The organism is Paenibacillus terrae (assembly GCF_005217525.1).
Taxonomy (GTDB): Bacteria; Bacillota; Bacilli; order Paenibacillales; family Paenibacillaceae; genus Paenibacillus; species Paenibacillus terrae_C.
In genome coordinates, this window is record NZ_PNXQ01000015.1 from 84,854 (window position 1) to 97,812 (window position 12,959).

General features: G+C 46.3%; 13 protein-coding genes. 12 read left to right on the plus strand and 1 reads right to left on the minus strand.

The window, feature by feature from the left end:
• Positions 1–525, minus strand: a 525-nt coding sequence (locus tag C1I60_RS25785) for a DUF421 domain-containing protein (protein WP_252361762.1), incomplete at its 3' end; no start/stop codon positions are given.
• 337 nt (positions 526–862) lie between these two features.
• Here C1I60_RS25785 and C1I60_RS17565 point away from each other — a divergent pair.
• From C1I60_RS17565 to C1I60_RS17620, 12 genes are all read left to right on the plus strand, one after another.
• The gene (locus tag C1I60_RS17565) at positions 863–1,132 is read left to right on the plus strand and encodes a glutaredoxin family protein (protein ID WP_137062896.1); all 270 of its coding nucleotides are present in this window, start codon (positions 863–865) and stop codon (positions 1,130–1,132) included.
• A 195-nt stretch (positions 1,133–1,327) separates the two neighbouring features.
• On the plus strand, positions 1,328–2,668 hold the full coding sequence (locus tag C1I60_RS17570) for an LLM class flavin-dependent oxidoreductase (protein WP_137062897.1): 1,341 nt from the start codon (positions 1,328–1,330) through the stop codon (positions 2,666–2,668).
• 17 nt (positions 2,669–2,685) lie between these two features.
• Positions 2,686–3,216 carry an NADPH-dependent FMN reductase gene (gene ssuE, locus C1I60_RS17575; protein ID WP_137062898.1) on the plus strand — a complete coding sequence of 177 codons (531 nt, stop codon included), beginning with the start codon at positions 2,686–2,688 and terminating at the stop codon, positions 3,214–3,216.
• Positions 3,217–3,325: 109 nt separating this feature from the next.
• The gene (locus tag C1I60_RS17580; protein ID WP_137062899.1) at positions 3,326–4,213 is read left to right on the plus strand and encodes a LysR family transcriptional regulator; all 888 of its coding nucleotides are present in this window, start codon (positions 3,326–3,328) and stop codon (positions 4,211–4,213) included.
• A 262-nt stretch (positions 4,214–4,475) separates the two neighbouring features.
• Positions 4,476–5,336, plus strand: a complete 861-nt coding sequence (locus C1I60_RS17585; protein ID WP_137062900.1) for a transporter substrate-binding domain-containing protein — start codon at positions 4,476–4,478, stop codon at positions 5,334–5,336.
• A 77-nt stretch (positions 5,337–5,413) separates the two neighbouring features.
• The gene (locus C1I60_RS17590; RefSeq protein WP_137062901.1) at positions 5,414–6,190 is read left to right on the plus strand and encodes an amino acid ABC transporter permease; all 777 of its coding nucleotides are present in this window, start codon (positions 5,414–5,416) and stop codon (positions 6,188–6,190) included.
• Entirely contained in the window at positions 6,187–6,897 is a 711-nt protein-coding gene (locus C1I60_RS17595; RefSeq protein WP_044645547.1) for an amino acid ABC transporter permease, read from the plus strand. Before C1I60_RS17590 ends, C1I60_RS17595 begins: the two co-directional genes overlap by 4 nt.
• Positions 6,894–7,646, plus strand: a complete 753-nt coding sequence (locus C1I60_RS17600; protein WP_137062902.1) for an amino acid ABC transporter ATP-binding protein — start codon at positions 6,894–6,896, stop codon at positions 7,644–7,646. The genes C1I60_RS17595 and C1I60_RS17600 overlap by 4 nt, the downstream gene beginning before the upstream one ends.
• A gap of 15 nt (positions 7,647–7,661) precedes the next feature.
• Positions 7,662–8,678, plus strand: coding sequence for an LLM class flavin-dependent oxidoreductase (locus tag C1I60_RS17605; RefSeq protein WP_137062903.1), 1,017 nt, complete (start codon positions 7,662–7,664; stop codon positions 8,676–8,678).
• A 56-nt stretch (positions 8,679–8,734) separates the two neighbouring features.
• Positions 8,735–9,892 carry an amidohydrolase gene (locus C1I60_RS17610; RefSeq protein ID WP_137062933.1) on the plus strand — a complete coding sequence of 386 codons (1,158 nt, stop codon included), beginning with the start codon at positions 8,735–8,737 and terminating at the stop codon, positions 9,890–9,892.
• A gap of 248 nt (positions 9,893–10,140) precedes the next feature.
• Complete coding sequence (locus tag C1I60_RS17615; protein WP_137062904.1) at positions 10,141–11,076, plus strand: dockerin; 936 nt, start codon at positions 10,141–10,143, stop codon at positions 11,074–11,076.
• Positions 11,077–11,446: 370 nt separating this feature from the next.
• Positions 11,447–12,856, plus strand: coding sequence for a discoidin domain-containing protein (locus C1I60_RS17620; RefSeq protein WP_137062905.1), 1,410 nt, complete (start codon positions 11,447–11,449; stop codon positions 12,854–12,856).
• Positions 12,857–12,959: the final 103 nt, after the last annotated feature.

Below are 12,959 nucleotides of genomic sequence, written 5' to 3' on the forward strand. Positions count from 1 at the left end.
CATAATAATGGCTGTTGGTTCCTTTTCCGGTAGTTGCCGCATATTCAGATCCTTAGGCGTTAAGGGCTGTTTTTCTTTGGTTAATAGCACATTGACTTCACCGCTGGTTTCCATAATGGCAAATTCCACGTCAGACACCTTGAATACATTCTTGCTCCGCAACTGCTCCATGAGTTCATCCAGCGTAAGTCGTTCCTTTCGCAGATTATCCTCTAAAATTTTGCCGTCTTTGATCAGGGTTCTGGTTTTTCCATCGGCAAAATCCCTAACCTTCTTGCTTTTAATTTGCAATATTTCAATGACAAATGTTGTTAGGACCCATACTGCCAAAGCTATAAAACCCAAGTACCAAGTGGATTCTCGTTCCATAGGAATGGTAGCGGCCAGGTTACCCATCGTTATTCCGGTGATATATTCGAACAAGGAGAGCTGGGAAACCTGACGTTTTCCAAGCATTTTGGTAATTAAAAATAATACAGCGACAGCCATTAATGTGCGTAAAGCAACCTCGGCCCAATCCTGCATATATTCAACCTCATTTCATTTCATTCTGCTGCAAATGCGCTGATATTCCAAGCATGTCCGCACCAAGGTTCGTTTAAACTCCAATCCCTCTTATTTTAATTAACTCATCTGCCTTTAAACGATTTAAATAAGCATATTGCAACAATCCCAAGAGCAATTTCAAATCAGCAATCTTGCCAGTGTACAAAGAAACTACCGCATTAAAATTTTCTATCGTTGCATTATCAATGTCTATTACACAGGCGATTGACGGAAAAGCGCAGGCAGGATACATTATAGCTATAATTCTTATTTAATTCATCGGGATTATAGACATTAATTTCACGGAGGTATGTATATGTCATCCAAACCTAAAGTTATATTGTGGAGTAAAACAGGCTGTCACTTTTGTGGAGAGATCAAATCGTATCTGGAATCCCAAAATCAGCCCTATGAAAATATTCAGGTGGACGGAAATGATGCCCTGCGTGACGTACTGGAGACTAAATATGGTGTTCGTTTTGTCCCTGTTGTTGAGGTAGGCGGGGATAACAAATATGAGGCACTACTCAACCCGGATCTGGAAGAGCTGGGTAAAGTGCTGGAAAGTTACAATCAGGCGGTATAAGGGGAGAAGGCTGCGCTGCTTATCCAACATAGGCAGTGTAGACTGCGCTGCAAAAGAGTAAACTTCCTAAAAGAATCCAGGTATAGCTGCTTGCATAAGTGTAACTTCCTAAAAAGATTTAGCAGCTAAGCTGCCTTGAAAACAAATGATTTGCCGGTGGGTAACAATTATTTTCAAGAGAGGTGTGAACATTTCATGGCTAAAGATAGACAAATCAAATTTGGTGCCATTATTCACGGTGTTGGAGGAAGCATGACGACTTGGCGTCACCCTGAAGTGCCTGTGGACGCGAGTGTTAATTTTGAATTTTATAAAACACAGGCGCAGAAGGCGGAGGAAGGCAAGTTTGACCTTGTTTTTATCGCAGACGGTTTGTTCATTAACGAGAAATCCATTCCCCACTTTCTCAACCGTTTTGAGCCGATTACGATTTTATCCGCTTTGGCCGGGGTAACGAAGCATATCGGGCTGGTTGGCACGCTGTCGACTTCCTACAGCGAACCGTTTACAGTAGCACGTCAGTTTTCTTCCATTGACCATATCAGTGGAGGACGTGCAGGCTGGAATGTGGTGACTTCCCCGCTGGAAGGCTCCGCCCTTAACTTTAACAAAGGTGAGCATCCTTCACATCCAGAGCGCTACAAAATTGCGGAGGAATATTTGCAGGTAACCAAAGGACTGTGGGATTCGTGGGAAGAGGATGCGTTCGTTCGTGATAAGGAATCCGGCGTGTTCTTTGACCCTGAAAAGCTGCATACCCTGAACCATAAAGGCGAGTTTTTCTCTGTACAGGGTCCGTTGAACATTGGACGATCCAAGCAGGGACAGCCGGTTATTTTCCAGGCAGGTTCCTCGGAGGATGGCAAAAATCTGGCTGCCAAGGAAGCGGATGCTGTATTTACGGGACATGAAACGCTGGAGGAAGCGCAGCAGTTTTACCGTGATGTGAAGGAACGAGCGGTACGTTATGGCAGATCCGAAGAGGATATTGTCATCTTACCGGGCATTTCACCGATTATTGGCAGCACGACGGAAGAAGCAGAGCGTAAGTATGAGGAGATTACCAATTTGGTTACGATTGAGGCTGCTTTAAAATATTTGGGCCGTTACTTCGATCATCATGATTTCTCACAATATCCGCTGGATGAGCCATTCCCAGAGCTAGATGGTATCGGCAGCAATTCCTTCCGCAGCGGCACGGATAAAATCAAACGGACAGCCAAAGAGCAAAATCTGACACTACGCGAGGTGGCATTGCGTTCGGCAACACCTAGAACCGCGTTTATCGGTACAGCTGAGCAGGTGGCGGATCGGGTGCAGGAATGGTTTGAAAGAAAAGGAGCGGACGGGTTCATTATCGGTTCTGATGTACCGTCGGGTCTGCATGATTTCGTAAACCTGGTGGTGCCTATTTTGCAGGAGCGCGGCATTTACCGTCAGGATTATGAATTTAGCACATTGCGTGAAAACCTGGGTGTACCGATTCCTGAGAACCGCTACACAGCTGCTAAATCTAAAGTGAAGATAGACGCATAACAGAAGGAGGGAAAAGCATGTCCAAGGTTGTCATCCTGTCAGGCAGTCCGTCGACACAATCCCGTCTATACGGCTTGATTAACTATACGACCGAGCAATTGCAGCAGGCTGGAGCGGAGGTCACATTGCTGAATGTGGTCGACTTGCCAGCCGAGGATCTGGTGAGGGCTAACTTTAACAGTCCCGATATTACAGCAGCACTTGCGTTGATTGCAGCAGCAGACGCCATTATCGTGGCTTCTCCCGTGTACAAAGCAGCCTATTCCGGCTTGTTAAAGATATTTTTGGATTTGGTGCCGCAGGAGGGGCTGCGAGGTAAGCCCGTACTTCCTTTATTTATCGGAGGTACGCTGGCTCACCTGCTGGTCATTGATTACGCTTTGAAGCCAGTGGTTAACGCGTTGGGAGGAAGACATGTTCTCGGCGGTGTGTATGCGGTAGATCAGTGGATTGAACGGTTGCCGGATGGAGCATATGGGCTGTCGGAGGAACTGGTTTCACGGCTGGATCGCTCTGTAAAAGAGCTGACGGAGCTATTGAAGTCATAAATATTTTCAATTTTTACATTGACAGGGCGTTCAGTGAGTTTTATGATACAAAAAAACCAAGTTAGCGCATTGGATAAAATGTATTTGAAACTCACTGGGGGACTTGTGTATGAATATCGAGAATATGGAAGCCTTTGTATACGTGAATCATTATGGCAGTTTTAACAAGGCGGCAGAAGCGTTGTTCTTGTCACAGCCCTCTGTCACAGCACGGATCCAGACGCTGGAGCGCGAGCTGGAATGTAAGCTGTTCGACCGCCAAAGCAAGCAAACCATTTTGACGGAGGATGGACGAAAGTTTCTTCCTTATGCCGAGCAAATGCTTCAAGTGCTGCAAAAAGGGAAGCAAAAGCTTCAACAGCGCAAAAAAACTCCTCAGCAAATTCGAATCGGCTGCACGATATCGGTGTCGAACTATATCATTCCTGAGATATTAAAGCAGCTCCGCGCTCGTTATCCGGAGATTAACTACAAAATTGTGACGGCTACAACGGATCAACTGGTACATAAGCTGTTGAACCGTGAGGTAGACATTAGTTTTGTCCGTAAAGTGATGCATCCGGCCATTCGTACGCTTGCTTTTTATGAAGATCCCATTTCCCTATATGTATACGACGGTCATCCGTTTATGAAGACTGGAAAGGCCAGCATACAGGATATTCAGCATGAAACGCTGGTCTTTTTTGAATGCGGATCATTGGACTGGATGAGGATTCATCGGTCTTTTGAATCACTGGAGCAACCGCCGAATATTGCCTTTCAGGTAGATAATGTGGTTACAGCCAAGAAGCTGGTGCTGGAAGCAGCGGGGATTGCCTTTTTGCCGGACGTTTGCGTGAACCGTGAGGTGAAGGATAAAAAACTGTTCCGTATTCATGTACCAGAGGTAGCCGGGGTGTCCATGCAGATTAGCATTGTGGCGACCAAGGAAGACTGTGCGGTGAACTCGGATTTTGCAGATGCACTGACAGAAGGATTTCGGGGCGCTATTTTGTAAACCGTTTTTTTGCAAATGTGAGGAGTTTGCAAAATCCTGATTGTATGTAATGGATGAAATGTTCTTTTCAAATATGCTTTTGATTTTTCAATGGTGTTATAGAAATGTTCTATTGCCTGGTGGATTGACGTAAATGAGCGCAGGTGTTAAATTAGTCACATCCTAAAACCGATTAAACTCATAGGAATTATTAATTTATTAATGTGGCAGCTACCATGTATGTCGCAAACTGCTGATATACAAAGAGACGAGGGGGATTCATATGAAAAAGTGGTTTGCAATGTTATCCGTTATGGCGATTATTCTGGTGTTGGCAGGCTGCGGCTCCTCTGATAATGCGTCTAACGCGTCTGGCGCGTCCGGTTCCAACGGAGACGTGAAAAAAATTATTGTAGGTACAGGCACTCAATTTAAAAATGTATGCTTTATTGACGAAAACGGAAATTTAACAGGCTTTGACGTTGAGCTGATTAAGGAGCTGGACAAGCGCCTGCCTCAATACGAATTTGAATTTAAAACGATGGACTTCGGCAATCTGTTGCTGAGTCTGGATGCCGGTAAAATTGATCTGGTATCGCATCAAATGGAAAAAAACCCGGAGCGTGAAGCGAAGTATCTGTTCAACAAAAATCCGTACAGCATTTTCCTGAACAGAGTCGCAGTAGCAAAGGATAACAATACCATTCACTCGATTGATGATCTGAAAGGCAAAAAGGTACTCACCAGCCCGACGAGTAATGCGGCGTATGTGTTGAAGGAATACAACAAGACGCATGGAGATGCCCTGAACATTGTCTATACAAGTGGTGCTGCCAATGATACGGTGCAACAGATTACGAGCGGCCGTATAGACGCTACCATTACGACAGACTTTGCGAACCGCTTTAACACCGATGAAAAAGGAGAAGTAGCTCTGAAAACCGTCGGTGATCCTTTGACTCAATCGGATGTATTGTATGTACTGAACAAAAATGAGCAAGGATTGGCAGATGATCTGGATAAAGCTATTCAGGAAGTGAAGGACGACGGTACATTGTCGAAGCTGAGCATTAAATGGCTTGGAGAAGATTTCACGAAGTCTCTGGAAGATGTGAAAAAAGAAGGAACAAGCAGCAAGAAATAGCGATAAGCTTGAATATTTCAGCGGTCAGGGTACCCCGTGTATTCTGACCGCTGATGTATAGGAAAGGAGGCAGGCATATGAGCAGAGAGTTTAATATTGATTATGTTTTTAGCTTTATCCCGAAAATGCTGTCTTATTTACACATCACATTGTTTATTGTGGCTAGCTCGCTTTTGTTAGGACTAATCATCGGTTTGCTGGTTGCGCTGCCTCGTATGTATAATATTCCTTTTCTCAAACGTGTCTCACAGGTGTATGTTTCATTTTTTCGTGGAACACCTATTCTGATCCAGCTCTTTCTGGTGTATTACGGCTTGCCTGAGCTGCTGAAGCTGGTAGATATCAATTCCTCCAGATGGGATGTGTTGTGGTTTGCCGTAGCGACCTATGCGCTAAACAGCGGGGCCTTTATTTCCGAGATTATCCGATCGGGTGTAGAGGCGGTAGATCGGGGACAAATCGAGGCAGCACAGTCGGTCGGCATGTCAGGCTATCAGACTTTTTCACGTATCATATTGCCGCAAGCGCTGGCTGTTGTGGTTCCGGTATTTTCCAATCTGGTCATCGCCAATCTGAAGGATACTTCGCTGGCGTTTACCATTGGAGCTATGGAGATGACGGGGAAATCGCAGACACTGGGCGCGGCTACCCAGCATTTTGTTGAAACCTATATCGCGTTGTCTCTTATTTATCTGGTCGTCAGTATGGTTTTGCAAAAACTGTTCAAGGTACTGGAAAATACGCTTCTTAGGCATGAGCATCGGGATACAGTCCAAAGCGAGCGCAGGAAACGAAAAAGTTTTGTGGTGCGTTATCTGAACCCCCGTTTGAGTAAAGGAGGCAAGAGCATATGAGTCTGGATTTTGGATTTATATATACCGCCTTTCTGGGGTTGTTCTCGGCGTTGCCCAACACGTTAATCATTACGGTGGTCTCCGTACTGGCGGGACTGGTCATCGGAATTATAACGGCTCTGGCCCGAATTTATAAGGTGCCTGTGTTGTCCCAGATTTCCCATGGCTACGTTACCTTTATTCGGGGTACGCCGATGCTGATGCATTTGCTGCTTATTTATTTCAGTTTACCTTTGTTCATTGATGCGGGAGCCAAGCATTTTGGCTGGTCGTTTCATTCCAAAGATGTTCCCTATATGGTATTCGCACTCATTTCGTTCTCGATTACAAGTGGCGCGTATATGTCCGAGGTGGTCCGTTCCGGGATTCAATCGGTGAACCGGGGGCAAATCGAGGCGGCTTATGCGGTTGGCATGACGACGTGGCAAGTGCTGCGGCGTATCGTGTTTCCGCAGGCGTTCGTGGTCAGTCTGCCAAACCTGACGAATTCCGTTATTGGGATGCTTCACGGCTCTACGTTGGCCTTTACCGTTTCCGTCACGGAAATCCAGGCTCAGGCTGAAATTTTAGCATCTACAAACTGGAAGTACCTGGAGGTTTATATCGCGGCAGCACTGATTTTCTGGGGTTTAACGGTGCTGATTGAACGAATTTCCGGCTTGGTGGAGAAAAAAATCAATGTGTTTAATGGGGGGAGAGCATCATGATCCGTCTGCAAAATATAACGAAATCGTTCGGCAAGCATGAGGTGCTCAAAGGCATTGATTTAACTGTGAATAAGGGAGAGGTCGTTGTCATTCTCGGACCGAGCGGCTCGGGGAAAACGACGTTGCTGCGCTGCATCAATTATCTGGAAAAGCCGAATGACGGGGAGGTCAGCATTGGCAATTTTACAGTAAACTGCAAGCGGCCTGCGAAGAAGGATGTTTTGGCTCTGCGCCAAAAAACGGCCATGGTATTCCAGCAATACAATCTGTTCAAGCATAAAACGGCGCTGGAAAACGTGATGGAAGGGCTTGTCGTCGTCCGCAAGGTGAAGCAGGAGGAAGCGAAGAAGATCAGTATCGAAGTGCTCGAAAAGGTCGGTCTGGGCGAAAAGCTGAATCATTATCCGAGTCAGCTATCCGGTGGACAGCAGCAGCGTGTCGGTATTGCGCGCGCTTTGGCACTGAACCCGGAAGTGATTTTGTTCGATGAGCCGACATCGGCGCTAGATCCTGAACTGGTCGGTGAGGTGCTGTCGGTTATTCGCAAGATTGCAAAGGAAGGAATTACGATGATTGTCGTCACGCATGAGATGGGCTTTGCGCGGGATGTTTCCAATCACGTGGTATTTATGGATGATGGCCACATTATCGAAGAAGGCAGCCCGGACGACATTTTCAATCGTCCCCAAGAGGAACGCACGAAGCAATTCCTGAAACGGATTACACCGGAATATAACTATTCAATTTAGATGGGAGAGGGAGACATGAGTATTAAGATCGGAGTATTGGATCAAAGCCCCATACACGAGGGGGAAACAGCGGCACAGGCGCTTCGAAACACGATAAAGCTGGCGCAGCGTATAGATGAGCTGGGATTTTCACGCTTTTGGGTATCGGAGCATCATGATTCCGAGCAGGTTGCAGGCTCTTCGCCGGAGGTACTCATTTCTCATCTGCTGGCACGCACCGAGCGTATTAAAATCGGTTCTGGCGGAGTTATGCTTCAGCATTATAGTTCTTATAAAGTGGCCGAAAATTTCAATGTACTGGCGTCTCTTGCACCAGGTCGCGTAGATTTGGGCATTGGACGTGCGCCGGGCGGTCTACCGAAATCCACACAGGCGTTACAACGCAACGTGCATGATGCGCCTTCTCTTGAAGAAAAGATTGATGAAGTGAGTCGTTATATTCATAATATTCCGTCTGAAGAAGGACCGCTAGCAGGGCTACAGGCTAATCCAATTCCGGAAACACCAGCGGATATTTATGTTTTGGGCACGAGTGCAGACAGCGCAGGAATTGCTGCACGTTTGGGGTTGCCTTATGTTTTCTCGCAGTTTATCAATAGTAGCGAGCAGGTCGCATTGGATGCATTCCGCACGTATCGGGAGTCATTCGATTATAGTCATGGACGTGAGCCGAAGGCTCTTTTTGCACTATCCGTCATTGTAGCTGATACTTCCGAGGAAGCTGCGGAGTTGGCAGGTGAGCACAAACTGTACAAAATTCATCTGGCCAGCGGTAAAACGGCTACGGTGGGCACGCTGGAAAGTGCAGAGGAGTTCGCTAAGCAATCGGGTGAAGAATATACAATTGAAGTTACACAGGCGCAAATCAACAAGGGAAATAAAGAGGAAATCTATGCTGCATTGACGGAAATTCAAGCAAAATATCAGGCTGATGAGCTGATCGTAACGACGGGAATACGGGATATTGGAAAGCGCGTGCGTTCATTTGAACTGTTGCATGAAGCTTTTGCCGGTTTGCCTGTGCAGTCCTAGATGTCGTTGGCTTGAGAACGTTGTTACCATTTTGGAATCACAAAGGAGGAATAGGGATGAGCGGATCAACCGGGACAAAGGAGCAGGTTTTGGAGCAGAGGCTGGTGAACATTCGTCGCCATCTTCACCAAAATCCCGAGCTGTCTAACGAGGAGGTTGAAACTACCGCCTATATCCGCCGTCTGCTGGAAGAACAGAACATAACCATCCTGGAAGTGCCGCTGCGCACCGGGGTGGTAGCGGAAATCGGCGGGCAGCAGGAAGGGCCGATTGTAGCACTTCGCGCGGACATTGATGCATTGCCGATTCAGGAGGAGACGGGCTTGCCCTATGCTTCGCTGCATCCGGGCAAAATGCATGCCTGCGGACATGATTTTCATACGGCGTCCCTCTTTGGAGCTGCCGTATGGTTAAAAGAACGGGAGCAGGAGCTGAAAGGCACGGTTCTCCTGGTGTTTCAGCCAGCGGAGGAAAAGGCCAAGGGCGCAGCCCAGGTGCTGGACAGCGGAGCGCTGGCAGGCGTGCAGGCCATATTCGGCCTGCATAACAAGCCGGACCTGCCTGTAGGCACGGTCGGCATCAAGGAAGGCCCGCTGATGGCGGCGGCAGACGGCTTTTACATCGAGGTAGAGGGTCTGAGCACGCATGCGGCGGTGCCGCAAGCAGGGATTGACCCGATCGTCGTGTCGTCGCACATTATCACGGCGCTGCAATCCATCGTGAGTCGGAGCGTCAACCCGCTGGACAGCGCGGTGATTAGCGTGACGAAGCTTCACAGCGGCAACGCCTGGAACATCATTCCGGACCGTGCCCATCTGGAAGGCACGATCCGGACGTTCGACGAGAACGTGCGCGCACAGGTGGCTGAGCGCTTCGAGCAGGTGGTAAAGGGCGTGGCCGATGCTTTTGGCACAAAAGCGAATATCCGCTGGATCGAAGGACCGCCACCTGTACTGAATGACGGCAAGCTGGCCGTCATCGCGGAGCAGGCGGCCCAAGCGGCTGGTCTGGAGGTCGTTCGCCCCGTGCCTTCCTCGGCGAGTGAGGATTTCGGGCTTTACCAGAAAAGCATCCCTGGTGTGTTCGTCTTTGTTGGCACTTCGGGGAGTCAGGAATGGCATCATCCAGCCTTCGATCTGGACGAACGCGCGTTGCCGGGAACAGCGAAGCTGCTGGCTTCACTGGCAGAATCGGCATTAGTATCCATAGAGTAAGGCAGGACGTGAGTCTAATCCTTCAATGCTAGGCCCCTTCTTGTATAGAGAAGGGGTTTTTGATTTGTTAAAAGATCAAAAGAATAACCTTTTTCTAAAGCATAAAGGAAAATATTGACGTTATAATATCCTAATGAAAATACAAAATTGTATTTTTTTTCAAATCAAAAGAAAGGGGAGAGGTAAGAGATTCCGATTGCTATTTAATGAATACAACAATCAAATAAAATGATATGGAGGTTAAAGAAATGCCGAAGAAAAAAGGAATGATGATGGCTTCTTTTTCATTGGTAGTGGCTGCTTCTTTACTGGTTGGCGGGGCTAATGTTGGTGCAGTAGCTTCTAATTTGGAAAGCACTTCTGAAATAGAGTCCACGAGTGTTAGCTTGGCTGCTACGGATATACCTGCAAAATTTAAGCCATCCGTAGAATGGGTTTGGAAGAATAGAATCGTTAAAGAAGGCTCGACCAACCGTAAAAATTTGATTTTTGATCAAATATATGCAGGAAAAGGCACTCTAAATTATGTGGTACGCTGGCAATCTCCCAAAAATCTCACGCTTCAGCAACGCAAGGATATGGCCTCCATGCTGAGTCGCCAAGTCAATAATTGGAATAAGCAGTTGAAAGGGTATGATGGCTGGCCTTATGACAATATTACAGTAAAAATAGTAGGCTGGGCTGTTGCAAATCCGTCTCAGATTCTTAACAAACAATCAAATGAAAACGTTTACACAGACGCGATTACAGATGATTTAAGCAAAACCAACCCGAATATCCCTGCTAAACTTCCAGTTGCTCCTGACGCGCTTTCCAGATTTGAGCATTTTACAGATCCAAACTATACTTATCCCGGTGGTTTGGACAAGCGGTTTGATATGTATTTATGGGGGACTGCCAATTTTCAAGGTGGAGCCGGTGGTGACTGGGGACAACGTATGTCCGATGATTATATCCTGAGCACCCTGAACTCTGATGAAGTCCATATTACAGAGCATGAGATGGGGCATGGATTTGGCTTGCCAGACTTTTATGAAGAGAGTGATCGTCCACCCGGTGGGTTTCCTACGCCAACCATTATGTGGGCCGGAAATTCTTCCAAGATAACAGAGTGGGATACCTGGATGTTGCGTTATACCTGGAGCCAGGTCAAGAAGGATCCCTCTCGTTTTCTTGCCCGATAAAAGAGACGTAGAATAGTGTTAAAAAGCTGATGAATAGGACCGTTTCTTCCAAAATCAAATTCTGTGATGGAATTGATTTTAGTGGAGAAGCGGTTTTTTCATTTCACAAAATCCCAGTTTTTTGCACATGTAGGGACGACTTTATTCCAATATGATCTCGTAATACCTATTTTAATTCATTAAGGAAAATATTGACGATGCAATAATCCAGTGATAATATGATTTGTGATTATTTACAAAAAACGACAAGGAGGATTGATAGATTATCGTTGATCTTATAGATCATTACATAAACACGAAAAAGAGGTGATGGAGTTAATTATTTCAGAAAAACTACTGTGATCATATAAAAAGTTATGGAGGTATATGTATGCTGAATAGAAAAGGTATGATGATGGCTTCCTTTTCAGCGGTGATCGCCAGTTCATTGCTGATGGGAAATGCTACGATCATGTCTGCGGCTTCTTCAGAAAATGGAAGTGTAGCGGTTGCAGCAATAAGTGATTCGACACTGGCTGATATGCCATCCTATCTCAAATCATCGGTGGAGTGGGTTTGGAAGAATAGAATGCTGACCGAAGGCTCGACTAACCGCAAAAATTTGATTTTTGATCAAATTTTTGCGGGAAAAGGAACTCTAAATTATGTAGTGCGTTGGCAATCTTCTAAGCCAGTTACGCTTAAGCAGCGTCAAGATATAGCTAGAATGCTAGATCGTCAGATGAACCATTGGACGGAGCATCTCCAGGGATATGATGGATGGCCCTATAAGGATATTAAGGTTAAAGTGGTAGGCTGGGCTGTTGCTAATCCGTCACTGCTGCTGGACAAGCAGCCTGATGAGGTTGTTTATACGGATACAATTTCAGATGGATTAGCTTCCGAACAACCGGAAATTCCTGCTGCACTTCCCATTGCGCCTGATGAAATATCCAGATTTGAGCATTTTTCAAACCCCAACTATTCGTATCCGGGTGGATTGGATAAACGCTTTGATATGTATCTTTGGGCTACAGAAAATTTTGGTGGGGGAGCCGGCGGCGACTGGGGACAGCGTATGAGTGATGCATACATTCTGAGTACGGTGAACGCTGATGAGATTGAGATTACTGAACATGAGATTGGGCATGGATTTGGATTAAACGATTTCTATGAAGAACACGAGCGTCCACCGGGTGGCTTCCCCACCAACACCATTATGTGGGCCGGGAATTCGAATCATATCACCGACTGGGATGTTTGGATGCTGCGTTATACCTGGAGTCAAATCAAAAAGGATACGTCTCGTTTCCCAACCACGACTAAAGACGACGAGGGTCCAATTGAAACAGATCCTAATGAAATCGTGAACATTGCGTCTGCGGCAACAGCTAGCAGCTCTTATACTTCATCCTGGGAAAATGTGAGTGCACTCAATGATGGCTTTGATCCAACTAGTTCTGATGACAGAAGTCATGCCGTGTATGGCAACTGGCCTGAGGTGGGAACACAATGGGTTCAATACGATTTTGATCAAGAACATACGGTATCTCAAACGGATATCTATTGGTTCAAGGATGGCGCTGGCATTGATGTTCCCAAGTCTTACAAGATTAAGTATTGGAATGGTCAAGGCTGGTCTAATGTCAAGCAGGCCAAAGGATTGGGCACTGCGGCAGATCAATATAATACGACCACTTTTACGCCTGTGAAAACAACGAAATTAAGAATTGAAATGGTATCCAAGGGTTCCGCATCTACCGGAATTCTGGAGTGGAAAGTAGCAGCTATTAATAAATAACTCTATAAAGCTCAGCTTATGCTAAACAAGGTTGTCTCTTGCGATATTGCGGGAGACAGCCTTGTTTAATTCATAGCTGGAACAACTGGAGTCTGATCCTATC

Bases quoted from the DNA above. Each gene is read 5' to 3' on its own strand.
- C1I60_RS17565 (WP_137062896.1), top strand. From the start codon at position 863: ATGTCATCCAAACCTAAAGTTATATTGTGGAGTAAAACAGGCTGTCAC.
- C1I60_RS17570 (WP_137062897.1), top strand. From the start codon at position 1,328: ATGGCTAAAGATAGACAAATCAAATTTGGTGCCATTATTCACGGTGTT.
- ssuE (WP_137062898.1), top strand. From the start codon at position 2,686: ATGTCCAAGGTTGTCATCCTGTCAGGCAGTCCGTCGACACAATCCCGT.
- C1I60_RS17580 (WP_137062899.1), top strand. From the start codon at position 3,326: ATGAATATCGAGAATATGGAAGCCTTTGTATACGTGAATCATTATGGC.
- C1I60_RS17585 (WP_137062900.1), top strand. From the start codon at position 4,476: ATGAAAAAGTGGTTTGCAATGTTATCCGTTATGGCGATTATTCTGGTG.
- C1I60_RS17590 (WP_137062901.1), top strand. From the start codon at position 5,414: ATGAGCAGAGAGTTTAATATTGATTATGTTTTTAGCTTTATCCCGAAA.
- C1I60_RS17595 (WP_044645547.1), top strand. From the start codon at position 6,187: ATGAGTCTGGATTTTGGATTTATATATACCGCCTTTCTGGGGTTGTTC.
- C1I60_RS17600 (WP_137062902.1), top strand. From the start codon at position 6,894: ATGATCCGTCTGCAAAATATAACGAAATCGTTCGGCAAGCATGAGGTG.
- C1I60_RS17605 (WP_137062903.1), top strand. From the start codon at position 7,662: ATGAGTATTAAGATCGGAGTATTGGATCAAAGCCCCATACACGAGGGG.
- C1I60_RS17610 (WP_137062933.1), top strand. From the start codon at position 8,735: ATGAGCGGATCAACCGGGACAAAGGAGCAGGTTTTGGAGCAGAGGCTG.
- C1I60_RS17615 (WP_137062904.1), top strand. From the start codon at position 10,141: ATGCCGAAGAAAAAAGGAATGATGATGGCTTCTTTTTCATTGGTAGTG.
- C1I60_RS17620 (WP_137062905.1), top strand. From the start codon at position 11,447: ATGCTGAATAGAAAAGGTATGATGATGGCTTCCTTTTCAGCGGTGATC.